The sequence below is a fragment of the Paracoccus sulfuroxidans genome (genome assembly GCF_007830335.1).
Classification (GTDB): Bacteria; Pseudomonadota; Alphaproteobacteria; order Rhodobacterales; family Rhodobacteraceae; genus Paracoccus; species Paracoccus sulfuroxidans.
On sequence record NZ_VLKU01000007.1, the window covers coordinates 129,173 to 151,425 of the forward strand.

20 protein-coding genes are annotated in these 22,253 nt (G+C 64.0%); 13 read left to right on the forward strand and 7 right to left on the reverse strand.

The annotated features are described in order from the left end of the window. Positions 1-12: 12 nt before the first annotated feature. Both pnp and IQ24_RS12255 read right to left on the reverse strand, forming a co-directional pair. Positions 13-2,160 (reverse strand): polyribonucleotide nucleotidyltransferase, encoded by a 2,148-nt coding sequence (gene pnp, locus IQ24_RS12250; RefSeq protein WP_145398255.1) that lies wholly within the window; start codon positions 2,158-2,160, stop codon positions 13-15. Positions 2,161-2,330: 170 nt separating this feature from the next. Then, complete coding sequence (locus IQ24_RS12255; RefSeq protein WP_145398256.1) at positions 2,331-2,672, reverse strand: hypothetical protein; 342 nt, start codon at positions 2,670-2,672, stop codon at positions 2,331-2,333. Between the two features lie 393 nt (positions 2,673-3,065). Here IQ24_RS12255 and IQ24_RS12260 point away from each other — a divergent pair, with 393 nt between their 5' ends. Then, the gene (locus IQ24_RS12260) at positions 3,066-3,638 is read left to right on the forward strand and encodes a YdeI/OmpD-associated family protein (protein WP_145398257.1); all 573 of its coding nucleotides are present in this window, start codon (positions 3,066-3,068) and stop codon (positions 3,636-3,638) included. A 56-nt stretch (positions 3,639-3,694) separates the two neighbouring features. Here the strand turns inward: IQ24_RS12260 and rpsO are convergent, their stop codons facing one another. From rpsO to IQ24_RS12285, 5 genes are all read right to left on the reverse strand, one after another. Next, positions 3,695-3,964 (reverse strand): 30S ribosomal protein S15, encoded by a 270-nt coding sequence (rpsO, locus tag IQ24_RS12265; protein WP_145398258.1) that lies wholly within the window; start codon positions 3,962-3,964, stop codon positions 3,695-3,697. Positions 3,965-4,105: 141 nt separating this feature from the next. After that, positions 4,106-4,987: a calcium-binding protein gene (locus tag IQ24_RS12270; RefSeq protein ID WP_242008132.1), complete on the reverse strand. Its 882-nt coding sequence runs from the start codon at positions 4,985-4,987 to the stop codon at positions 4,106-4,108. An 82-nt stretch (positions 4,988-5,069) separates the two neighbouring features. After that, entirely contained in the window at positions 5,070-5,579 is a 510-nt protein-coding gene (locus tag IQ24_RS12275; RefSeq protein WP_145398259.1) for a DUF1643 domain-containing protein, read from the reverse strand. A gap of 6 nt (positions 5,580-5,585) precedes the next feature. Further along, positions 5,586-6,239: a YggS family pyridoxal phosphate-dependent enzyme gene (locus IQ24_RS12280; protein ID WP_145398260.1), complete on the reverse strand. Its 654-nt coding sequence runs from the start codon at positions 6,237-6,239 to the stop codon at positions 5,586-5,588. Positions 6,240-6,311: 72 nt separating this feature from the next. Further along, positions 6,312-7,283, reverse strand: a complete 972-nt coding sequence (locus IQ24_RS12285) for a porin (RefSeq protein WP_145398261.1) — start codon at positions 7,281-7,283, stop codon at positions 6,312-6,314. A 298-nt stretch (positions 7,284-7,581) separates the two neighbouring features. Here IQ24_RS12285 and IQ24_RS12290 point away from each other — a divergent pair, with 298 nt between their 5' ends. The 12 genes from IQ24_RS12290 to IQ24_RS12345 all read left to right on the forward strand — a co-directional run bounded on the left by IQ24_RS12290 (position 7,582) and on the right by IQ24_RS12345 (position 22,222). Beyond that, positions 7,582-8,097, forward strand: a complete 516-nt coding sequence (locus tag IQ24_RS12290) for a DUF3576 domain-containing protein (protein WP_145398262.1) — start codon at positions 7,582-7,584, stop codon at positions 8,095-8,097. 67 nt (positions 8,098-8,164) lie between these two features. Next, positions 8,165-10,702 carry a leucine--tRNA ligase gene (leuS, locus tag IQ24_RS12295; protein WP_145398263.1) on the forward strand — a complete coding sequence of 846 codons (2,538 nt, stop codon included), beginning with the start codon at positions 8,165-8,167 and terminating at the stop codon, positions 10,700-10,702. Continuing rightward, complete coding sequence (lptE, locus tag IQ24_RS12300) at positions 10,689-11,174, forward strand: LPS assembly lipoprotein LptE (RefSeq protein WP_145398264.1); 486 nt, start codon at positions 10,689-10,691, stop codon at positions 11,172-11,174. Before leuS ends, lptE begins: the two co-directional genes overlap by 14 nt. Continuing rightward, positions 11,171-12,199 (forward strand): DNA polymerase III subunit delta, encoded by a 1,029-nt coding sequence (holA, locus tag IQ24_RS12305; protein WP_145398265.1) that lies wholly within the window; start codon positions 11,171-11,173, stop codon positions 12,197-12,199. The genes lptE and holA overlap by 4 nt, the downstream gene beginning before the upstream one ends. A 1-nt stretch (position 12,200) precedes the next feature. Then, positions 12,201-13,415: a BaiN/RdsA family NAD(P)/FAD-dependent oxidoreductase gene (locus tag IQ24_RS12310; RefSeq protein WP_145398266.1), complete on the forward strand. Its 1,215-nt coding sequence runs from the start codon at positions 12,201-12,203 to the stop codon at positions 13,413-13,415. A gap of 50 nt (positions 13,416-13,465) precedes the next feature. Beyond that, entirely contained in the window at positions 13,466-14,722 is a 1,257-nt protein-coding gene (locus tag IQ24_RS12315) for an MFS transporter (RefSeq protein ID WP_145398267.1), read from the forward strand. 252 nt (positions 14,723-14,974) lie between these two features. Further along, positions 14,975-16,468 carry a glycosyltransferase family 25 protein gene (locus IQ24_RS12320; protein ID WP_145398268.1) on the forward strand — a complete coding sequence of 498 codons (1,494 nt, stop codon included), beginning with the start codon at positions 14,975-14,977 and terminating at the stop codon, positions 16,466-16,468. A gap of 62 nt (positions 16,469-16,530) precedes the next feature. Further along, positions 16,531-17,724, forward strand: coding sequence for an MFS transporter (locus IQ24_RS12325; RefSeq protein WP_145398269.1), 1,194 nt, complete (start codon positions 16,531-16,533; stop codon positions 17,722-17,724). Continuing rightward, complete coding sequence (locus tag IQ24_RS12330; RefSeq protein ID WP_145398270.1) at positions 17,717-18,748, forward strand: glycosyltransferase family 4 protein; 1,032 nt, start codon at positions 17,717-17,719, stop codon at positions 18,746-18,748. The genes IQ24_RS12325 and IQ24_RS12330 overlap by 8 nt, the downstream gene beginning before the upstream one ends. Beyond that, positions 18,745-19,359, forward strand: a complete 615-nt coding sequence (locus IQ24_RS12335; RefSeq protein WP_145398271.1) for a glycosyltransferase family 29 protein — start codon at positions 18,745-18,747, stop codon at positions 19,357-19,359. The genes IQ24_RS12330 and IQ24_RS12335 overlap by 4 nt, the downstream gene beginning before the upstream one ends. A 103-nt stretch (positions 19,360-19,462) precedes the next feature. After that, positions 19,463-20,485 carry an aspartate-semialdehyde dehydrogenase gene (locus IQ24_RS12340; protein ID WP_145398272.1) on the forward strand — a complete coding sequence of 341 codons (1,023 nt, stop codon included), beginning with the start codon at positions 19,463-19,465 and terminating at the stop codon, positions 20,483-20,485. Positions 20,486-20,590: 105 nt separating this feature from the next. Continuing rightward, positions 20,591-22,222 carry a DUF4139 domain-containing protein gene (locus IQ24_RS12345; RefSeq protein ID WP_145398273.1) on the forward strand — a complete coding sequence of 544 codons (1,632 nt, stop codon included), beginning with the start codon at positions 20,591-20,593 and terminating at the stop codon, positions 22,220-22,222. Positions 22,223-22,253: the final 31 nt, after the last annotated feature.

Consider the following 22,253-nt stretch of genomic DNA (forward strand, 5'->3'; position numbering starts at 1 on the left):
AAAGAAAGCGGATTACTCCGACTTCTCTTCCTCTTTTTTCTCGACGGCGATCTCTTCGCCGGTCTCCTGATCGACCATCTTCATGCCAAGGCGAACCTTGCCGCGATCGTCGAAGCCCAGAAGTTTCACTTTCACTTCCTGGCCTTCTTTCAGGATCTCATTCGGGTGCTGCAGGCGCTTGTTGGCGATCTGCGACACGTGAACCAGACCGTCACGCTTGCCGAAGAAGTTCACGAAAGCGCCGAAATCGACCAGCTTCACGACTTTCCCGGTATAGACCTTGCCCTCCTCCGGCTCGGCCACGATCGAATAGATCATGTCGTAAGCCTTCTTGATCGAATCGGCATTGGCCGAAGCGATCTTGATGACGCCGTCGTCGTTGATGTCGACTTTGGCGCCCGAGGTTTCCACGATCTCGCGGATGACCTTGCCGCCCGAGCCGATCACTTCACGGATCTTGTCGGTCGGGATGGTCATGGTTTCGATGCGCGGGGCGTGGGCGCTGAACTCATTGCGGCCTGCCGACAGCGCCTTGTTCATCTCGCCCAGAATGTGCATCCGACCGTCCTTGGCTTGCGCCAGGGCCTGCTCCATGATCTCGGGCGTGATGCCCTGAACCTTGATGTCCATCTGCAGCGAGGTGATGCCGTTAGCGGTGCCCGCAACCTTGAAGTCCATGTCGCCGAGGTGATCCTCGTCGCCGAGGATGTCGGTCAGAACGGCCCAGTGGTCCTTGTCGTCAAGGATCAGACCCATCGCAACGCCCGCGACCGGAGCTTTCAGCGGAACGCCCGCATCCATCATCGACAGCGAGCCGCCGCAGACCGAAGCCATCGAGGACGAGCCGTTCGATTCGGTGATCTCGGAGACCACACGGATGGTGTAGGGGAAGTCGGTCGCAGCCGGCAGAACCGCCTGCAGCGCACGCCAAGCCAGCTTGCCGTGGCCGATTTCGCGACGACCCGGCGAGCCCACGCGGCCAACCTCACCGACCGAATAGGGCGGGAAGTTATAGTGCAGCAGGAAGTTCGAGCGCGAGTTGCCGTGCAGCGCGTCGATGATCTGCTCGTCATCGCCGGTGCCCAGCGTGGTCACGACCAGCGCCTGCGTTTCACCACGGGTGAACAGCGACGAACCATGCGTGCGCGGCAGGATGCCGACTTCGCTGTCGATGGCGCGGACGGTCTTGTTGTCGCGGCCGTCGATACGAGCGCCACCATTGATGATGTCGCCACGCAAAATGCCCGATTCCAGCTTCTTCAGCGCCGAACCCAGGTTCGCATCGGCCAGATCTTCTTCCGAGAGACCGACTTTGATCGCGGCTTTCGCAGCTTCGATCGCGTCATGACGCTCGGCCTTGTCGCGGATCGCGTAAGCGGCACGCATCTGCGCCTCGCCCAGCGATTGCACCTTGCCATACAGCGCCGAGTAGTCGGGCGACTGGAAGTCGAAGGGCTCTTTCGCGGTTTCTTCGGCGAAGTTGATGATCAGGTCGATCACCGGCTGCATCTGCTCATGGCCGAATTTCACGGCGCCCAGCATTTCTTCCTCGGTCAGCTCATAAGCTTCCGATTCCACCATCATCACGGCGTCTTTGGTGCCCGCGACAACCAGATCGAGCCGCTGCTCGGGGTTGTTGCGCAGGTGGTCCATGTCCGCCACTTCGGGGTTCAGGACATATTCACCATCGACGAAACCGACGCGCGCGGCGCCGATCGGACCCATGAAGGGCACGCCCGAGATGGTCAGCGCCGCCGAAGCCGCGATCATCGCCACGATATCGGGATCGTTGACGAGGTCGTGCGACAGCACGGTGCACATCACCAGAACTTCGTTCTTGAAGCCCGCAGCGAACAGCGGACGGCACGGACGGTCGATCAGACGCGCGGTCAGCGTCTCTTTCTCGGACGGGCGCGCCTCGCGCTTGAAGAAGCCGCCCGGGATCTTGCCGGCGGCGTAGTATTTTTCCTGGTAGTGAACGGTCAGCGGGAAGAAGTCCTGGCCGGGCTTCGGTTCCTTGGCGAACGTCACGTTCGCCATGACGCTGGTTTCGCCCAGCGTGGCGATCACCGATCCGTCAGCCTGGCGGGCCACTTTGCCCGTTTGCAGCGTGAGGGTTTCCTGGCCCCACTGGATCGACTTGGTCACTTCATCAAACATCTATGTTCCTCAGGGGCGCGCCGGACCCTCCGGCCGCCCGTGTCATATGGCGGCCCCATTGCCGCCTTCCCCCAATCCTTCGCATGTGCCCCGGGGGAAGGGCCTCACGTCACAGATTGGGCGCGTTTACAGGAAAACAAGGGGTTTGGGAAGTGGGAAGGGGGTGGGGATCAGTAGGTGCCATCTCTTACACGGTCGATAATATCGGACAAGCTATCAAACCAAAGCGCAAGAGAATCGCTCGAAAAGTACAGCCTACTAACGCTCCAGCTTTCAGGTGAAATATGTAAAGAACAGCCGTTGTGATCATCCGCATAGCGAAAACTGATTGCGCGAGGATCAACGCTACTAATTTCTCTAATATTACTTATTACAGCATCATTCATGATGTCTTCTTTCGGGTAAATTCTTTCCAACTCATTTTGCAGTACTTCTGCCAGTACAGCCAAATTGTGCCCGACACGCTTCGGAATCGACTGATCAAGATATGCGATGCGCCACTTCAAAGCCACTTCAACAGCATGCCGAGAGATTGAAAAATGCCGGGAAAATTAAGCTATTAGCACGATTGCACTCTTTCAAAATTGCCCGCAGCAGAATCCCCGATGCGTCAAAATACCCCTCCCATATCCTGCATGTTCTCCAATCCCCGTCAGTTTTGAAAGAAGCTGCAACCTCCAATCCGGAAGGGGCCACTTTAAAATCAGGCACCTCTCAGTCTTGGATGTGTTTCTCATACAGAAAATTGATTTCATCATCTCTGCTCAACTCAGTTCCTTTCATTTTCGATTTTTACAGAAGATCCAATCTGGTTCCTTGCGTCGAGCAATGTACCTTTATTTTACACGAATAGTCGGGCTATAGTGCATGCACTATGCACTGGGCGCACTTTCTGTGGAGCGATAGTGACCAAAGACCTCGACACCCACTTCGCAAACCTCACCCAATGGCGCGACGAGCTGCTCGCCCTGCGTGAGATCTTGGTCGCCTCCGGCCTGACCGAGGAATGGAAGTGGCGCTCGCCCGTCTATACTCATGGTGGCCATAACGTCGCGATCATCTGGGGGTTCAAGGATCGGGCGACGCTGGGGTTTTTCAAGGGCGTGCTGCTCGACGATCCGGCCACCGTCCTGCGAGCGCAGAGCGAGAATTCGCGGACCTCGCGCATCGTCGATTTCACCAGCACCGATCAGATCAAGGCGCTTGAACCTGCGCTGAAGCAGCTGATCGCGGATGCGATCACGAAGGCCGACGACAAGATCGACCTGCCGAAGGACGATCTGGCCTATCCCGATGAACTCACCGAGCGTCTGGCGGCCGATCCCGAACTCGCCACGGCGTTCGATGCGCTGACGCCGGGGCGGCGGCGCAGTTGGGTACTGCATATCTCGCAGGCGAAGCAATCCCAGACGCGGCACGACCGCATCGACCGGGCCAGACCGAAGATCATGGCGAGCAAGGGGATGAACGACCGCTGAAATGAATAACGCCCGCAGCTTTCACCACGGGCGCATCGTCCTGACGTCTGAAAGCCTTAGCGGCGCAGACCCAGTTGGCCGATCAGGGTCGTGTAACGAGCCTCATCCTTGCCTTTCAGATAGTCCAACAGCTTGCGGCGCTTCGCGACCATTTTCAGAAGACCACGACGCGAGTGGTTGTCTTTCTTGTGGGTCTTGAAGTGCTCGGTCAGCGTGGCGATGCGCGACGAAAGAATCGCGACCTGAACCTCGGGCGAACCGGTGTCGCCTTTTTTGGTGGCGTATTCGCCCATCAGGCGGTTCTTTTCATCAACAGTAATCGACATCGGGGTCTCCTTTCAGAGTCAAAGGGTTATGGCGCAGGCCGGGATGTCGTCCAGCTCAGGCCCATGGAGATACCCGGCGGAATCACCCGGCCGGATGCGCGCGTATAGGAAATTTCCCAGCAAAAGGAAAGGGTTTTCTGGTCAGCGGGCCTGCGGGCGGGCGGTCAACAGGATATCCTCGACCCTCAGCCCTTGCGGGGTCATGACGCGGCCGATGATGGCTCCGTCGAGCCGGATCAGGGCGCTGCCGTCGCTGTCACGCTCAATCAGCAGTTCGGGGGTCGGGCCATCGGGGCGGGCGTCATACCGGATCTCGATCCGGTCCTCGCGCGCGTCGAAATCGCCCAGCACCGGGACAGCGCGCGGCGCGTCGTTCAGGACCAGCAGGTCCTCACCCTCACCGCCTTCGGCATAGTCATCACCGCCGGGATGCAGGGTGTCGTTCCCCGCTCCACCATGCAGCCAGATGGTGCCGGGGCCGTCGTGCCCATGAAGCACGTCATCGCCGTCGTCGCCCGACAGATCCCCCCCGCCAGACCCTGCATATAGCGTGTCGTTCCCCGCATTCCCCGAGATCCAGTCCGTCCCCGGCCCGCCGGTCAACAGATCGTCGCCCTCTCCGCCGAAGATCGTGTCATCGCCCGGGCCGCTATGAATGGTGTCATTGCCGCCCTGCCCCGCAAGATGATCGTTGCCTGGGCCGCCCGAGAGGGAATCGTTGCCACCGGGCCCGTATCCGCCGTCGCCAAACAGCCAATCGTCACCTGCGCCACCATCCAGAGTATCGTCGCCCAGACCGCCATGCAGCTCGTCATCGCCATCAAACGCGGTCAGAACGTCGTCGCCCTTGGCCCCTTCCAGCCAGTCGGGGCCGTCGGTGCCTTCCAGCGTGATGCCCGCGTCTTCCTCGGGCTCTTCCGGCGGATCGGCGTCCTTCTCGGCATCGGGCACTCGCGTCATTGCGGTCGTGTCGACGGCCAGACCGACGAACAGCAATCCGATCAAGCTGCTCAGAAACAACATGACAAACCCAGAAAACAACCAGTGCCTGTATTCTGACTAGCCTGAGGCGCGCCGGAGAGTCAGCAGGAATGTTAACGAATGGTTAATGCCAGGGTTCGCAGAGCTGCGCGCGCGGCAGATAAAGCGGATGACGTGGCGCGCCGCCCTTGGTCAGCCCCAGCGTGTAGAGCGGCCGACCGGTCCGCCGCAGCAGATTCACGACCTCCTCGGCCCGGCCCCGATGATCGCCATGCGTTCCCCAAGCGCAGATGGTCATGTCGGCCCAGCGGGCAGCCGCGCGCAAAGTCGCGTCATTACCCTCGCCCACCGGATGATCGGCGCGGCGCAGATCGCGGGGATCAGTGGCGCGGAAGGCAAACAGGTTGACGACGCGGAACGCCCCGGCCCCCATGTCACGGGCACGCGTCTCGCAGCGCGCGACGGTCGGATCGTTGCGGAAATGATCGGCGGTCGAGGGGTTCAGCATGACAAAGGCCAGCCGCTTCCCCTGCCCCCATTCGCGCGTCAGCGCAAAGCGGTATTCGCCGCAATCCGAGAAAACCGCGCTTGATCTGGTCTCGCCGGATTGATGGCGGCGCGTCAGCCTGCGCATCGGACGCTAGCCGTAGTCGCGCGCGCCAAAGATCGCGCTGCCGACGCGGATATGGGTGGCCCCGGCGGCAATGGCGGCCTCGAAATCCGAGCTCATGCCCATCGACAGCCCCTCAAGACCGTTGCGCGCGGCGATTCCAGCCAGAGAACGGAAATGCGGCGCCGGGTCCTGATCTTCTGGCGGGATGCACATCAGGCCCGTGATTGTCAGATCCAGCGCCTGACAATCTGCGATGAAGGCGTCGGCGTCGGTGGGCAAAATTCCGGCCTTCTGCGGCTCCTCCCCCGTGTTGACCTGCACGAAAAGCTGCGGACAGGCCCCCGTTTTCTGGACGTGACGCGCCAGCTTTTGCGCCAGCGACGGGCGGTCGAGCGTGTGGATCGCGTCGAACAGATCAAGTGCAAGCTTCAGCTTGTTGGTCTGCAACGGGCCGATCATGTGCAGCTCGATCCCCGGAAACCGCTGCCGCCATTCGGGCCATTTGCCAGCCGCTTCCTGAACGTAATTCTCGCCAAAGATGGTCTGGCCGGATTGCAGCACGGCCTCGACCCGCTCGGCGGGCTGAACCTTGCTGACAGCGATCAGCTTGACCGCGCCGGGCTGACGTCCGGCAGCACTTTCGGCGGCCGCGATGCGGGTTTTGATATCGGTGAGTCCCATGACCCCTTGGTCCCAAAAGAAAAGAGCGGGCGCAAGGCCCGCTCTCTCTAGATCAACTCAAATCCGGATGGATCAGAATTTGAACTTCACACCGAGGTCAGCAACGGTGTCGTCCAGGTAGTCGGTGTCGATGATGCCACCGGCCAGAACGGCGCCGCCGCCCAGGTCGTAGTCAGCACCGATGCCGAACGAGTCGTACTTCTCGTTGCCAGCGCCTGCGCCCAGGTCGTACTTGTCCTGGCGCCAGAAGCCTTTCACGGTCAGAGCGTCAGCCTGGTAAGCAGCGGCCAGACCAGCGGTGTACTCCCACTCAGCTGCACCGTTGAAGCGGTCGCTGTAGTCGACGTAGATACCTTTGACCGAGAACTGGTTGAACTGAGCTTCTGCACCCAGCGACAGTTCGCTTGCGTCGCCGTGCTTGGCATAGCCCAGAGCGGCCCAGAAGTTGCCGCCGTCGTATTTCGCGGCCAGCGAGTAGGCCACGTCGTCCGAGGAAGCGTTCAGAGCGTCATCAACGTCGGCACCCGGGGTGGTGAACCACGAGGTGTCCTGACCGTCCGAAGCCGAAGCGTAGAACGAGATGTTGTTGACGGTGTATTCGTACAGGATGTTCGGGCCCTGGTCGAGGTTTTCACCGTCGCCGGTCAGGTACGAGATTTCCTCGACGTCGCCAGCGAAGGTACCTTCGGTGTAGCCGATTTCATACAGGTCGCCGATTGCAGCTTCCGAAGCCGAAACGACGTCGCCCATCGACAGTTTGCCGTAGGTGCCCGAAATCCAGACAGCGCCTGCGGTGCCGCGAGCGGCCGAACGGTAAGCGTTGGCGTTGTAGTTTTCCTGGTCAACGCGGAAAGCAGCGCCGAACGACAGGCCAGCATCCGACTCACCGGTCAGGGTGAACTTGACGCGGGCGCGGCTCGAGAACTGAACGTCGTTGCCATCATAGACCATACCCATACGGCCGTCGCCCGAAACTGCGACTTCTGCGGCGGCGACGCCAGCAGTCATAACCAGGGCGCTGGTGGCGAAAAGAACCTTTTTCATGGTTTTCCCTCTTGTCTCTCTCGTGTGCCCCACCCGGCGCGCCGGCCTGGGGTATGGGTGAGAGATCGCCCTTTCGACGGCTCATTGCAATGTATTCACCTCGACTTAACCTGTTTCTGGGTTTCTGTGATGCACATGCGCCACACCCATGTGCAACGCCCGGTTCCCGGACGGCCCCCGCTTCGGCAAGCCCTGGCGCAAGCCTTACGCGCGCGTGCGATAACAAGAGTGTCCAGACTTGTCCCATGATGGGAAATTGCGCTATGCGTCGGGCAACCAAGATCCGGGGGACCACCAGATGACGAAACGCGCCGCAAGGCTGACAGCCGCCCTGTTCCTATCCGCAGGGCTTGCCGCCTGTTCCGGTGGCGGGTCGGGATCGGCGGGCTCTGCAGGGTCGGCCGGATCGGGATTCGGCTCGGGCGGCGGCGGGAATCGCCAGCAGGCGGCAGCCCAGCCCAAACGCGAATCGACCCTTTGGGATCTGTTCGGCAACCGCAGCGACCCCAACGACACCGTGGCCGTGAACCGCTATCTGTGGAACGCCAGCCTTGAGGTGCTGAACTTCCTGCCGGTCCAGACCGTCGACCCGTTCACCGGGATGATCGTCACCGGCTATGGCACGCCGCCCGGCGGTGGCCGCGCGTATCGCGCCTCGATCAAGATCAGCGACCCGTCGCTGGATGCGCGCTCGCTGAAGGTCTCGCTGCAGGGGGCAGGTGGCAGCGCGGTCGCGCCCGACACCGTTCGCGCGGTCGAGGATGCGATTCTGACCCGCGCCCGCCAGATGCGCGTTCGCGACGGCAAGCTTTAAACCCCCGCTGGACCTGTCAGGCGGCAACCGCTAAACCCTGCGGGTGATTTGACGCCCGGAGGCCCGCATGTCCTATGATCCCTCGCAAAGCGAACCGCACTGGCAGCAGGCCTGGCAGGACGCAGGGACATTCCGCGCGATCCGGGACGAGCGGCCGAAGTATTACGTGCTTGAGATGTTCCCCTATCCGTCGGGGCGCATCCACATGGGCCATGTGCGCAACTATACGATGGGCGATGTCGTGGCGCGCTTCAAACGTGCGCAGGGCTTCTCGGTCTTGCATCCGATGGGCTGGGACGCTTTCGGCATGCCCGCCGAAAACGCCGCGATGGAGCAGGGCGGTCATCCCCGCGAATGGACCTATAATAATATCGCCACCATGCGGGACCAGCTGCGCCCGCTGGGCCTCTCGATCGACTGGAGTCGCGAATTTGCGACCTGCGACGACGATTATGTCGCCCAGCAGCAGTCGCTGTTTCTGGATTTCCTCAGCGCGGGCCTAATCTATCGCAAGAATGCGGTGGTGAACTGGGACCCGGTCGACATGACCGTTCTGGCGAATGAGCAGGTGATCGACGGCAAGGGCTGGCGCTCGAACGCGCCGGTCGAGCGGCGCGAGCTGACGCAGTGGTTCTTCAGAATCTCGGACTATTCCGAAGAGCTGCTGGAGGCGCTGGACGGGCTGAATGGCTGGCCCGAAAAGGTTCGCCTGATGCAGCAGAACTGGATCGGCCGTTCGCGCGGGTTGCAGTTCCGCTTCCAGACGGTGAACGCGCCCGAGGGCTTTGACCAGATCGAGGTCTACACCACCCGCCCCGACACGCTGCTGGGCGCAAGCTTCGTGGCGATTGCCGCGGATCACCCGCTGGCCAAGGCCGTCGAGGCGGCAAATCCCGCCGCCGCCGCCTTCGCGAGTGAGGCCCGCAAGCTGGGCACCTCCGAGGAAGAGCTTGAAAAGGCCGATAAAGTCGGCTTCGACACCGGCGTTCGCGTCCGCCATCCGCTGGACCCCTCGGTCGAGTTGCCGGTCTGGATCGCGAATTTCGTGCTGATGGATTACGGCACCGGCGCGATCTTCGGCTCGCCCGCGCATGATGAGCGTGACCACGAATTCGCCACCAAATACGGTCTGCCGATTCGCGCCACCTTCGGCCCGAAAGGCGCGACCCTGGCCGAGGCTGACGCGCTGGTCGCGGGCGCCCCCTATGTGCCGCTGAAAACCGAACTCGTGACCTTCGTGCGTGGCTTCTCGGGTCAGACTGACCAGACGGGCGAGGATGCGGTGGCCGCCGCCATCGCCCATGCCGAGGCGGCGGGCTTTGGCGAAGGCGTGACGAAATTCCGCCTGCGCGACTGGGGCATTTCGCGCCAGCGCTATTGGGGCTGCCCGATTCCCGTGGTCCATTGCGCCGATTGCGGCACGGTCCCCGAGAAGAAGGAAAACCTTCCGGTGCTGCTGCCGCAGGACGTCACCTTCGACGTGCCGGGCAATCCGCTGGACCGTCACCCGACTTGGCGCAACGTCGCCTGCCCGAATTGCGGCAAGCCTGCGCGGCGCGAAACGGACACGATGGACACCTTTGTCGATTCGTCCTGGTATTACGCCCGCTTCACCTCGCCCCATGCAGCGACGCCGACCGACCGGACCGACGCCGACTATTGGATGAACGTCGACCAGTATATCGGCGGCATCGAGCATGCGATTCTGCACCTGCTCTATTCGCGCTTCTTTGCCCGCGCGATGGCCAAGACCGGCCACCTGCCCGAGACCGCGAAAGAGCCCTTCGACGCGCTGTTCACCCAGGGCATGGTCACGCATGAGATCTATCTGACCGAGGATGAGCGTGGCCGCCCCGTCTATCACCTTCCCGAGGATGTGGTGGACGGCAAGCTGAAGGACGGCACTCCGGTGCGGATCATCCCTTCGGCCAAGATGTCGAAATCCAAGAAAAACGTGGTCGATCCGGTCAATATCGTCTCGAATTTCGGGGCCGATACCGCGCGCTGGTTCATGCTGTCCGACAGCCCGCCCGAGCGTGACATCGAATGGACCGCCTCGGGTGCCGAGGCCGCGCATCGCTTCCTGTCACGCGTCTGGCGTCTGGCCGATGACATCCCCGAGGGCGACGAAGATCCCGAATTGCTGCGCGCGACCCATCGCGCCATCGATGAGATCACCCGCTCGATCGAGGGCTTCTCATTCAACAAATCGGTGGCCAAGCTTTACGAGCTGGCCAATGCCATCGGCAAATCCGGCGCGGGGGGCGAACATCGCCGCGCGGCGCTGCGGGCGCTGGCGCAGTTGATGGCGCCGATGGTGCCGCATCTGGCCGAAGAGCTTTGGTCGAAGGCAGGCGGGCAGGGGCTGGTCGTCGATCAACCCTGGCCCAAGGCCGATCCGGCGCTGCTGGTCTCGGATGCGGTGGTGCTGCCGATCCAGATTAACGGCAAGCGCCGGGCCGAGATCGCGGTGCCGAAGGACATGCCCAAGGATGAAATCGAGGCCATGGTCATGGCCGATGAAACCGTTCTGCGCTTCCTGGAAGGGGCCGCACCCAAGAAACTGATCGTGGTGCCGGGGCGGATCGTCAATGTCGTTGTCTAGGCGCGCGTTCATCCTGTCGGCCCTCGCGGTCGCGGCCTGCGGCTTCACCCCGGTCTATGGACCGGGCGGGGTGGGGCAGAAGCTTTTCGGCAAGGTGCGCGCCGCCGATCCGCGCAATCCGGACGAATATTTCTTCTCGGGCTTCATCGAGCAGCGGATCGGGCGGCCAACCGCGCCGGTCTATGATCTGGCCTATAATCTGCGCGTGGCCGTCGTGCCGCAGGCGATCACCTCGGATGAGGTGACGACGCGCTATGCGCTGAACGGCACGGCCAGCTTTACCCTGACCGAGATCGCGACCTCGCGCGTGGTCACCCGCGGGCAGGTCAGCAGCTTCACCTCGTATTCGGCGACCGGCACCTCGATTGCCACCATGACCGCCGAGCAGGACGCGCATGAGCGGCTGGCCGAAATGCTGGCCGATCAGGTGGTGACGCGGCTGCTGGCCACCACGCCGGACAGCCTGCCGTGATCCTGAAAGGGGCCGAGATCGCGCGGTATCTGGCGCGTCCCGACCCGACGCGCCCGGCCCTGCTGATCTATGGCCAGGACGCCATGCGCGTGGCGCTGAAGCGCGCCGAGGCGGTCGCCGCCCTGACCGGCCCCGGCGCGGAAGAGGAAATGCGCCTGACCCGCATTCCCGGCAGCGATCTGCGCAAGGACCCCGCCGCCCTGCTGGACGCGGTGAAAGCCGTGGGGTTTTTCCCCGGCCCGCGCGTGGTGCTGGTCGATGACGCGCCCGATGCCTCGGCCCCCGCGATTTCGGCAGCGCTTGGCGAATGGAAGATCGGCGATGCGGTGATCGTCGCGGCGGCGGGTGGCCTTGGCAAGACCTCGGCGCTGCGCAAGCTGTTCGAGCCACATCCGGCCGCCGTCACCGCCCCCATCTATGACGATCCGCCCGGCGAGGAAGAGATTGGTCGCTGGCTGAAGGATGCGGGCCTGACCGATGTGCCCCGGGACGCGATGAAGGATCTGATGGCGCTGTCGCGCGCGCTCGACCCCGGCGATTTTCGCCAGACGGTCGAGAAGATCGCGCTTTACAAGCTGGGCGACCCCGCGCCGCTGGCGCCAGCCGAGATCGCGGCGCTGGCCCCCGCCACCATCGAGGCCGAGGTCGATGAGCTGATCGATTGCGTGGCCGATGGGCGCGCGCGCGAATTCGGCGCGCTGATGCGCCGGATCGAGGGGCAGGGCATCCTGCCCGTGACGCTGTGCATCGCAGCGCTTCGCCATTTTCGCACGCTCCACGCGGCGACGGCTGATCCCGGCGGGGCGGCGGCTGGGATGGGGCGCGTGCGGCCTCCGGTCTTCGGGCCGCGGAGGGACCGGATGATCCGGCAGGCGCAGGGCTGGGGCATGCGCGCGCTGGAAGATGCGATCCACCAGCTGATCGAGACCGACCTGACGCTGCGCTCATCCTCGCGCGCGCCGGCGATGGCGCTGATGGAGCGGGTGCTGATTCGCCTGACCATGATGCCCCGGGGCAATCGTTAAAATGTCCCTGTTGGGCGAGCCATGCGAGGCGCTGGTCATCGGCGCGGGTCCCGCCGGGCTGATGGCCGCCGAAGAACTGGCGCGGGCCGGACATCGGGTCATTCTGGCCGAGGCCATGCCCACGCCTGCGCGCAAATTCCTGATGGCCGGGAAGTCCGGGTTGAACCTGACCAAATCCGAGGCGCGCGAGGCGTTTATGGCGCGGTTTTCCGGGGCTCTGCCCCGGACCCCGGGATATTTGGGCATGAAAGAAATGGGGCCCGAGGAGGTCATGGCCTGGGCGCGAGGGCTGGGAATTGAGCTGTTTACTGGCTCGACCGGGCGGGTGTTTCCGCTGGGGATGAAGGCCTCGCCCCTGTTGCGGGGCTGGCTGGCGCGGTTGCGGGGGTTCGGGGTTGAGTTGCGGACGCGCTGGCGTTGGGCGGGGTTTCAGGGCGGCGGGCTGGTTTTCGAGACGCCTGAAGGTGCGAGGGTTTTGCGGCCGCGCGTTACGGTTCTGGCATTGGGCGGGGCAAGCTGGGGGCGGCTCGGCTCGGACGCGGCCTGGGTGCCGTGGCTGCGCGAGAAGGGGGTTGAGATTGCTGCTTTTCAGCCCGCGAACATGGGGTTTCGGGTCAGCTGGAGCGAGCCGATGCGGCGCTTTCAGGGGCAGCCGGTCAAGGGGACGGCGATCCATGTGGGCGGTGTGGTCGGGCGCGGCGAATGGGTGCTGACGCAGGAGGGCATCGAGGGCGGCGGGATTTATGAGCTGTCGGCACCGATGCGCGATGGCGCGCCTGCCTTTGTCGATCTGATGCCCGATGTGGCGGAAGGCGAGGTTGCCTTGAGGCTGGCCCGCGTGCCTGCGCGGCAATCAAGCGCCAATCGGCTGCGCCGGGTTCTGGGCGATCCGCTGAAGGTGGCTTTGCTGCGGGAATGGGGCGGGCCTTTGCCTGCGACCCATGCCGAGATGGCCGGACTCATCAAGGCTCTGCCGCTGCGGCATGAGGGACCGCTGGGGATCGAGCGTGCGATCTCGGTCGCAGGAGGGATCATGGCCGAGGCGCTGACCGAAGGGCTTGAGTTGCGCGCCTTGCCCGGCTTCTTTGCGGCGGGCGAGATGCTGGATTGGGAGGCCCCGACCGGAGGCTATCTGCTGACCGGCTGTCTAAGCTCGGGCCGATGCGCCGGGCGCAGCGCGGCGCGGCGGCTGGGCCCTGCGCCCGAGGGGCATTGACCCCGCCAAGGGAGAGGCGCAGTTATGGCGCATCATCCGATGAGGCGCGCATGACCAGCCAGACATCCCGAGCCAACCTGTTCACCCCGGTCCTGATCGGCGGATCGCTGATCCTGCTGATCAACTTTGCGCTGCGTGCCAGCTTCGGCGTGTTCCAGATCCCGATCGGTGAGGATTTCGGCTGGCCGCGGGCCGAGTTCTCGTTGGCCATCGCCATCCAGAACCTGGCCTGGGGGATCGGGCAGCCGATCTTCGGCGCGCTCGCCGAACGCTGGGGCGACCGCTGGTCGATCATCATTGGCGCCATGCTCTATTCGCTGGGACTGGTGCTGACCGCCTTCGCGACCACACCCGCCAGCATGCAACTGCTTGAAGTCATGGTCGGTTTCGGCATCGCGGGCACCGGTTTCGGGGTCATCCTTGCCATCGTCGGACGCGCCAGCAGCGACAAGAACCGCAGCCTTGCGCTTGGCATCGCCACCGCCGCCGGATCGGCGGGTCAAGTCTTCGGCGCGCCCTTGGCCGAGATCCTGCTGAGCTATTACACTTGGCCTACCGTCTTCATCATTTTCGGCGGGATCATCCTGCTGTGCCTTGCCTTCCTGCCGATGCTGGGCGACGGCAAGCCCGCCTCGCGCGCGCAGCTTGAGGAGAGCATGGGCTCGGTCCTGAAGCGCGCTTTCCGCGATCCGTCCTATCTGATGATCTTTGTGGGCTTCTTTTCCTGCGGCTATCAGCTGGCCTTCATCACCGCGCATTTCCCCGCCATGATCGCCGAGATGTGCGGCCCGATCGCGCCCTCAAGCCCGCTGGCCTCGCTGGGGATCACCACGACCTCGGCGCTCGGGGCCATCGCCATCTCATTGATCGGGCTTGCGAATATCGGCGGGTCGATCTTTGCGGGCTGGCTGGGCAATCGCTATACCAAGAAATACCTGCTGGCGATTATCTATACCCTGCGGACGCTGGCCTCGGCGGCCTTCATCCTGATGCCGATCACGCCCACCAGCGTCATCGTCTTTTCGCTGGTCATGGGTGCGCTGTGGCTGGCCACCGTGCCGCTGACCTCGGGGCTGGTCGCCTATATGTACGGGCTGCGCTATATGGGCACGCTTTACGGCTTCGTCTTCCTCAGCCACCAGCTGGGCTCGTTCCTGGGTGTCTGGTTGGGTGGCAAGATGTATGACATCTATGGCAACTACACGCTGGTCTGGTGGGTTGGCGTGGGTGTCGGCGCGTTCTCGGCCCTGATCCACCTGCCGATCCGCGAGGAACCGGCCCAGATCGCGGTCCCCGCCCGGGCCTGAGACAGGAGAAGCGTCCTGCCCATCATCCACCAGATCCGCCGCGCGGGGCAAAGCTTCCTGCGCGCGGCGCGCAGCAAGGGGCTGGGCTCCAGCGCCGCCAAGGCGGGGGCGATTCTGCTGAAGGAAGGGCCGCAGGGCATCCTGCGCAGGCTGAAGGCGCAGGGGCGCGCGCCGCTGGCGCTGTCGGACCCCAGCGGAGACCCGCGCGCCGTCGCGATCCTGACCACGCCGCATGCCGAAAGCATCGCGCAGATGATGGCCGACATCCTGCGCACGCATGGCTACCGCGCGCAGATCGCGCAGGATGCCGCGGGTGCAGCGGGATTCGCGCATTGTCTGGTGATCTCGCCCCAGAACTTCCGGCGATTGCCGCCGAATTACATCGCCTTTCAGCTGGAACAAAGCGTCAGCCAGCGTTGGTTCACACCGGACTATGTCGGAAAGCTTGAGGCGGCGCGGGCGGTGCTGGATTACTCGTGCGAGAATCTGGGCTTTCTGCAAGAGAAGGGCCTGCCGTTTGAGCGGCTGTTCTGGCTGCCCATCGACACCGATCCGACGGTGGCGCGCGGCAAGAAATCCGCCGCGCGGAAGGGAGCGCTGTTTTATGGCGACGCCTTCTCGCCCCGGCGGAAAGAGATCCTGACCCAGCTGAAAGCCGCCATCCCCGAATTGCAGATCGCGACGAACCTGTTCGGGGCCGATCTGTCGACGGCGCTGCGCAACACCGCCGTGGTGGTGAACGTCCATTTCTATGACGGCGCGCTGCTTGAGACGACCCGCATCAATCAGGCCCTGTCGCATGGCGCGATGGTCGTCAGCGAGGTGGGGGCCGACGCCGCCAATCATGGCGCGCTGCGGGATGTCGTGGATTTCGCCCCGGTCGGCGATGTCGAGGCGCTGATCCGGCTGACCCGTCGCGCGCTCGACGATGCCGAGCACCGGCAGGCGCGGCTGGGCACCATCGCCTCTTTCGCGACGCGCACCGACAACCGCTTTCGCGCGGGTTTCCGGCGCTTCCTGCTGGCGCAGGACATGATCTCATTCGACGAATTCAACCAGGCCGAGCCCAACTGGCCCGCGCCCCTTGAGGCCGAGGTCACGCGCCGCATCTGCCTGACCCTGCCCGAAACCTCGGCGCGCCGGACGCAGTTCCTGTCGCAGGCGCCGGCGGCGGATTTCATGCTGTGGGACGGGTTGCGCGGCCAGCCCGGCTGGCGCGGCGCGGCCTTCAGCCACAGCCAGATCTGCCGCCGCCTGATCGCCGAGGGTGAGGAGCTGGCCATCATCTGCGAAGATGACGTGCTGTTCCCGGCGGATTTCGAAGAACGTCTGGACCTCGTGCAGCGCTATCTGGCGCGCACCGAATGGGAGATGTTTTCGGGCTTCATCGCCGATCTGCACCCCGAGGCGAAGATCCTCGCGATCGAGGAGTTCGAGGGCGTCACCTTCGTCCATATCGACCGCGCGGTCAGCATGGTCTTCAACATCCTGCGCCGTCCGGTGATGCAGCATCTGGCGGAATGGAACGCGGAAAACGACAACCCCTATACCAACACCATCGACCGCTGGCTGGAAAACCGGCCGACGCGCGTTGTGGTGGCACTGCCGTTTCTGGTCGGGCACCGCAGCGATGCGAAATCGACGCTGCGTGAAGACCAGATCACCCGCTATGACGAACTGTCGCAACGCTCGCTGGAGCTGCTTGACCGCAAGATCCGGGCGTTTCGCGCGGGCCGGGCAGGGTGATGCACTTGCACTTTTCCCCGGCGTGGCGCAGCTTCGCTCGGGTCTGAAGGAGAGCCGGAAATATGCAAGCGCTGTGGTCTGCGGGCATGGTCAGCCTGATCCTCGGGTATGTTCTCAGCCAGTTCTATCGCGCCTTTCTGGCGGTCCTGACGCCGACCCTGCAGACCGAGTTGGGGGCAGGGCCCGCCGATCTCGCGCTGTCGTCGGGGCTTTGGTACATCGCCTTCGCCGCCATGCAGATCCCGGTCGGCTGGGCGCTGGATCGCTTCGGCCCGCGCGAAACGGTCTCGGTGCTGCTGGCCGTTGGCGGGGCAGGTGGGGCGGCAGTTTTTGGGCTGGCGCAGGCGCCCTGGCATCTTCATGTCGCGATGGCGCTGCTCGGGATCGGCTGCGCGCCGGTCATGATGGGCAGCTATTTCATCTTTGCCCGCACGCTGCCGCCCGCGTCGCTGAGCGCGGCAGGCGGGGCGGTCGTGGGCTTCGGCTCGCTGGGGAATATGCTGGGCGCAGCGCCGCTAGTCTGGGTGATCGACCAGATCAGCTGGCGTCCGACGCTGGCGTGCCTCGCCATCGTGACGCTGGCCGTCTCGACGACGATCTGGGTGTTCGTGACCAATCCGCCGAAGCTGACCGGAACCCAGCCCAAGGCCTCGCTGAGGGGGCTTTTGCAGATCCGCGAATGGCGGCTGATCCTGCCCTTGCTGGGTGTGACCTATGCGGCTTCGGCCTGTATTCGCGGGCTCTGGGCCGGACCCTATCTGGCCGAGGTTTACGGCGTCAGCGACTATCTGATCGGCTGGGTTACGCTGGGGATGGGCCTTGCCATGGTCACGGCGAACCTCTCGGTCGGGCGGATCGTGCGGCTTCTGGGGTCGGACAAGCGCGTCTCGCTGGTCAATACGGTGCTGCTGTGCTGCGTGCTGGCGCTGCTGGCCATCGCGCCGGGGGCCAGCCTGACGCTTTCGGCGGTGCTGCTGGTGATGGTCTGCGTCTCGGACAGTTCCTATTCGCTCATCATGTCGCATGGCCGGGCGTTCCTGCCGCAACATCTGGTCGGGCGAGGGATCACATTCATGAACATGATCTCGATTGCCGGGGTCGGGGTGATGCAATTCCTGTCGCGCCCGGTGTATCTTTCGGTCTCGGGCAACCATCCCCCGGCGCAGGCCTATGGCTATATCTTCCTGTTTTTCCTGATTCCGCTGCTGATCGGATTGGGGTTCTACATCTTCAGCGCAGAGGACCGTCATGGCTGAGATCGACGTCGTCGCCCCCAATCTGAAGAAGCGCCTGTCGGGGGTGACGGCAACCGTGGTGCGCCTGATCCCGATCCAGTCCCGGCTGATCGGCATCACCACCACCGGCCCGGGCCTGCCGTCCGAGCTGCCGCATATCTCGCTGGGTCAGGCGGCCACCCTGCCGCGCAACCGCTGGCGGGTCTGGCATGCGCGCCGAAATACCGAGATGGCGCTTGGCCTCATCTATCGCTATATCCTGCAGCGTAAATACAAAATGTTGTTTACCTCCGCCGCGCAAAGACAACATACGGGGTTCACCCGCTGGCTGATCCGGCGTCAGGATGCGCTGATTGCAACCTCGCCCCAGGCGGCCAGCTATCTTGAGCGCCCAGCGACGGTGATCCTGCACGGGGTCGACACCCAGATCTTCCACCCCGTCCCCGATCGCGCCGCGCTTCGCGCCGAACTGGGCTTTGCCCCCGATGACATCGTGATCGGCTGCTTTGGCCGCGTGCGGGCGCAAAAAGGCGTGGACCTGCTGGTCGAGGCGGCGCTGCGGCTGTTCCCTTCGCGCCCCCGCGCCCGGCTGGTCTTCACCGGTCGCGTCACCTCGGACAATGAAAGCTTCGTGGCGGATCTGAAAGCGCGGCTGCAGGCTGCAGGCATTGCCGACCGCGTCTCATTCCTGGGCGAGTTGCCGTGGCAAGACGTCGTGCGCCATTATCAGGCTATCGACCTTTTCGCCGCCCCCGCCCGGTGGGAGGGCTTCGGCCTGACGCCCCTCGAGGCAATGGCCTGCGGCGTGCCCGTCGTCGCCAGCCGCGTCGGCGCGTTCGAGACGCTGATCCGCGACGGCATCACCGGCAGCCTTGTCGCCCGCGACAATGCCGATGAGCTGACCGAGGCGCTGGCCTATTGGCTGGATGACGACGCCGGGCGGCTGGTCGCGGGCCAGACCGCGCGGGCGCATGTGGTCGACAACCACTCGATCGAGGACGAGGCCCGCGCCATCGTCGACGTCTATCGGAAACTGCTGGCATGAACCGGCTGGCATTTCTGGCTGCGCGGGTTCTGAGGAACGAAACCGCCTTGCAAAGCCTGTCGACGCCGCAACCCCAAGTGCTTTCGGCGCTGAAGGGCAAGCGTGTGGCGCTGATCGGCAACGCCCGTGCGCTGGCCGAGACGCGCGATGGGCCGGAAATCGACGCCGCCGATCTGGTGATCCGCATCAACCGCGCGCCCATGCCCGACCCCGCCAGCCACGGCACCCGCTGCGACTGGCTGGCGCTGGCCGTGCGACTGGGCGAGGAAGACCGCGCCCGTCTGAACCCGGATCGCATCCTGTGGATGTCGCCCAAGCGCAAACGGCTAGACTGGCGGACCGCGCATAGCCCCGGCTTCTATCTGCACCCGCTGGGCGACTATCACGCGCTGGCGCAGAAGCTGGGCGCACCACCCACGACGGGCGCGATGATGATCGACCTGATCGCGCGGTCAGACATGGCGCAGCTTGACCTTTACGGCTTTGATTTCTTTGCCTCCCTGTCGCTGTCCGGGCGCCGCACGGCCGATCAGGTGCCGCATGATTTCAGCAGCGAGGCGGATTGGGTCAACCAGCTGATCCTGGCAGATCGCCGGATTTCGCTTCATTAAGACAAGATTTGCCAGCACTTCTGGCGATTTGACGAAATCTCACTTCCCCTTTCCTTCGATTCGCCCTATATCGCGGCGTCTTTAATGAAAGGGACCCCTGCAAATGGGCTACAAGGTCGTTGTCGCCGGCGCCACGGGGAACGTGGGTCGCGAAATGCTGAATATTCTGGCCGAGCGCCAGTTTCCTGCTGATGAGGTTGTCGCTCTGGCTTCGCGCCGGAGCCTTGGCACTGAGGTCAGCTATGGCGACAAGACCCTGAAGACCAAGGACATCGAGGGGTTCGACTTCACCGGCTATGACATCGCACTGTTCGCGATCGGCTCGGATGCGACCAAGATCTATGCGCCGATTGCCGCCTCGCAGGGCTGCGTCGTCATCGATAACTCGTCGCTGTATCGCTATGACCCGGAAATCCCGCTGATCGTGCCCGAGGTGAACCCGGACGCGATCGAGGATTATCGCAACAAGATGATCATCGCGAACCCCAACTGCTCGACCGCGCAGATGGTTGTGGCGCTGAAGCCGCTGCATGACCGCGCGCGCATCAAGCGCGTCGTCGTCTCGACCTATCAGTCGGTTTCGGGCGCAGGCAAAGAGGGCATTGATGAGCTTTGGGACCAGACCAAGGGCATGTATGTGCCGGGTCAGGAGGTCGCACCGAAGAAGTTCCAGAAGCAGATCGCCTTCAACGTGATCCCGCAGATCGACGTCTTCCTTGATAGTGGCGACACCAAGGAAGAATGGAAAATGGCGGCGGAAACGAAGAAGATCATGGACACGTCGATCAAGGTCACCGCGACCTGCGTCCGCGTGCCGGTCTTTGTCGGCCACTCCGAGTCGATCAACGTCGAGTTCGAGGATTTCCTGGACGAGGACGAGGCTCGCGACATCCTGCGCGAAGCGCCGGGCGTGCTGGTCGTCGACAAGCGTGAGCCGGGCGGCTACGTCACCCCGGTCGAATGCGTCGGCGATTTCGCCACCTTCGTGTCGCGCATCCGTCAGGACGTGACGGTCGAAAACGGCCTGAACCTGTGGTGCGTCAGCGACAACCTGCGCAAGGGCGCGGCGCTGAACACCGTCCAGATCGCCGAATTGCTGGGCAACCGGGTTCTGAAAAAGGGCTGATCGCCCGGCAGACCCCTACGGATAAGTGAGGACGCCCCAGCGGGCGTCCTCTTGCTTTTCGGCCCTGCCTCTTTGACTCTGCGCGCAGTTCATGAGGAGGCCCCGATGCGCCACGTTCTGCTGTCCACCGCTCTGACGCTGGTCGCCATGCCCGCAATCGCCGATCAGATCGACACCACCGCGCCCGTTCGCAAGGTGACGCTGTACCCCTGGGGCGCCAGCGTGACGCGCGTGGCCGATCTGTCCGCACCCGCAGGCGTGCATGAGATCGTCATTCCCGGCCTGCCCGCTGACCTCGATGCCTCATCGCTGCGCCTCTCGGCCAAGGGCGCGAGCATTGGCGCGGTCTCGTTGCAGACCGGGCGGGCTTTGCCGAAAAACCCGCAGAAATCGGAAGAGATCACCGCCGCCGAGGCCGAGGTTCGCAGGCTGGAAAATGCTCTGGCCGCGCGCGACCAGAAGGCCGCGCTGATCGAGGCCCGCGCCAAGGCGGCGCAGGACACGATCACCTTCCTGCTGGGCCTTGCCGAAAACGACGGCGCCAATCTGGGCGACATCGCGGGATTGGCCGGTTCGGTCAGCCAGCAGGCCCTGCAGGCGCATGAGACCGTCGTGAACGCCGAGGCCGAGGCCCGTCTGGCGCAGCAGGGGCGCGAGGATGAAGTGGCGGTTCTGGAGGCCGCGCGCGCCAGGCTCGAGGCGCTGCAAACGCCCGATGAGGACGCCCAGACCTTGGTGATGAGCGTCGAGACCGGCGCCCAGCCCGCCCAGATCGAGATCACCGGCTTCACCCAGAACGCCAGCTGGCAGCCGGTCTATGACCTGCGCCTTACGACCGAGGAAAAGCAGCTGGAACTGGATCGCGGCCTTCTGGTCTCACAACACAGCGGCGAGGATTGGCGCGGAGTCGAGTTGACGCTGTCAACGGCGCGGCCCTCGGACCGCTCGGCCCCGAGTGAGCTGGAGCCCTGGTTCCCGCGCGCCGAAAACCCGCCCCCGCCGCAACCGGCGGCGGCCCCGATGGCAAGGATGAAGGCCGAATCCGCCTATGACGATGCCATGGTGAACGTCGAGGCGGTGGTGGTAGAGACGGCGCAGGCGCGGATGATGGGCGCGACGGTGGTCTATGACTATCCCGCGCCGGTCGATATCCGCACCGGGGTCGATGCACTGCGGCTAAAGCTCGACAGCCAGCAGCTGACGCCCGAGATCGTGGCCGAGGCTGTGCCCCGTCGCGATTCCAGCGCCTATCTGGTTGCCGATACGACCAACTCAACCCAGCAGGTCATCCTGCCCGGAGAGGCGACGCTGTATCTGGACGGCGCGATGGTCGGGCGGCGCGGCCTGGATTTGACGGCGGCAGGCGACGATCTGAAGATCGGCTTCGGCCCCATCGACGGCATCCAGCTTGAACGCACCGTGCCCGAAGAGGCCGAGGGCGGGCGCGGCTTCATCTCGAAATCGAACACCCGCAAGGAGACCTCGGTCCTGAAGATCCGCAACCTGACCGCGCAGGAATGGCCGCTGCGGGTGATCGATCAGGTTCCGGTCTCGACCCAGGACGATCTGCAGGTCGACTGGTCGGCCTCGCCCAGCCCGGATGAAACCGACCCCGACGGCAAGCGCGGCCTGCTGGTCTGGAACGCCCCCATCGCGGCCGAGGAAGAGCGCGAGATCACCCTGACCGTCGATATGAACTGGCCCGAGGGCAAGGATCTGCTGAACGGCACGAACTGACGGTGCCGGAAACGTGAGGGAACGCGGCGCG

Coding starts and splice junctions, on each gene's coding strand:
- IQ24_RS12310 (WP_145398266.1), top strand. CDS start 12,201: ATGTCCCTGTTGGGCGAGCCATGCGAGGCGCTGGTCATCGGCGCGGGT.
- rpsO (WP_145398258.1), bottom strand. CDS start 3,964: ATGTCGATTACTGTTGATGAAAAGAACCGCCTGATGGGCGAATACGCC.
- pnp (WP_145398255.1), bottom strand. CDS start 2,160: ATGTTTGATGAAGTGACCAAGTCGATCCAGTGGGGCCAGGAAACCCTC.
- IQ24_RS12285 (WP_145398261.1), bottom strand. CDS start 7,283: ATGAAAAAGGTTCTTTTCGCCACCAGCGCCCTGGTTATGACTGCTGGC.
- IQ24_RS12320 (WP_145398268.1), top strand. CDS start 14,975: ATGATGGCCGACATCCTGCGCACGCATGGCTACCGCGCGCAGATCGCG.
- IQ24_RS12335 (WP_145398271.1), top strand. CDS start 18,745: ATGAACCGGCTGGCATTTCTGGCTGCGCGGGTTCTGAGGAACGAAACC.
- IQ24_RS12270 (WP_242008132.1), bottom strand. CDS start 4,987: ATGTTGTTTCTGAGCAGCTTGATCGGATTGCTGTTCGTCGGTCTGGCC.
- IQ24_RS12280 (WP_145398260.1), bottom strand. CDS start 6,239: ATGGGACTCACCGATATCAAAACCCGCATCGCGGCCGCCGAAAGTGCT.
- IQ24_RS12290 (WP_145398262.1), top strand. CDS start 7,582: ATGACGAAACGCGCCGCAAGGCTGACAGCCGCCCTGTTCCTATCCGCA.
- IQ24_RS12275 (WP_145398259.1), bottom strand. CDS start 5,579: ATGCGCAGGCTGACGCGCCGCCATCAATCCGGCGAGACCAGATCAAGC.
- IQ24_RS12315 (WP_145398267.1), top strand. CDS start 13,466: ATGACCAGCCAGACATCCCGAGCCAACCTGTTCACCCCGGTCCTGATC.
- lptE (WP_145398264.1), top strand. CDS start 10,689: ATGTCGTTGTCTAGGCGCGCGTTCATCCTGTCGGCCCTCGCGGTCGCG.
- IQ24_RS12340 (WP_145398272.1), top strand. CDS start 19,463: ATGGGCTACAAGGTCGTTGTCGCCGGCGCCACGGGGAACGTGGGTCGC.
- leuS (WP_145398263.1), top strand. CDS start 8,165: ATGTCCTATGATCCCTCGCAAAGCGAACCGCACTGGCAGCAGGCCTGG.
- IQ24_RS12325 (WP_145398269.1), top strand. CDS start 16,531: ATGCAAGCGCTGTGGTCTGCGGGCATGGTCAGCCTGATCCTCGGGTAT.
- IQ24_RS12345 (WP_145398273.1), top strand. CDS start 20,591: ATGCGCCACGTTCTGCTGTCCACCGCTCTGACGCTGGTCGCCATGCCC.
- IQ24_RS12330 (WP_145398270.1), top strand. CDS start 17,717: ATGGCTGAGATCGACGTCGTCGCCCCCAATCTGAAGAAGCGCCTGTCG.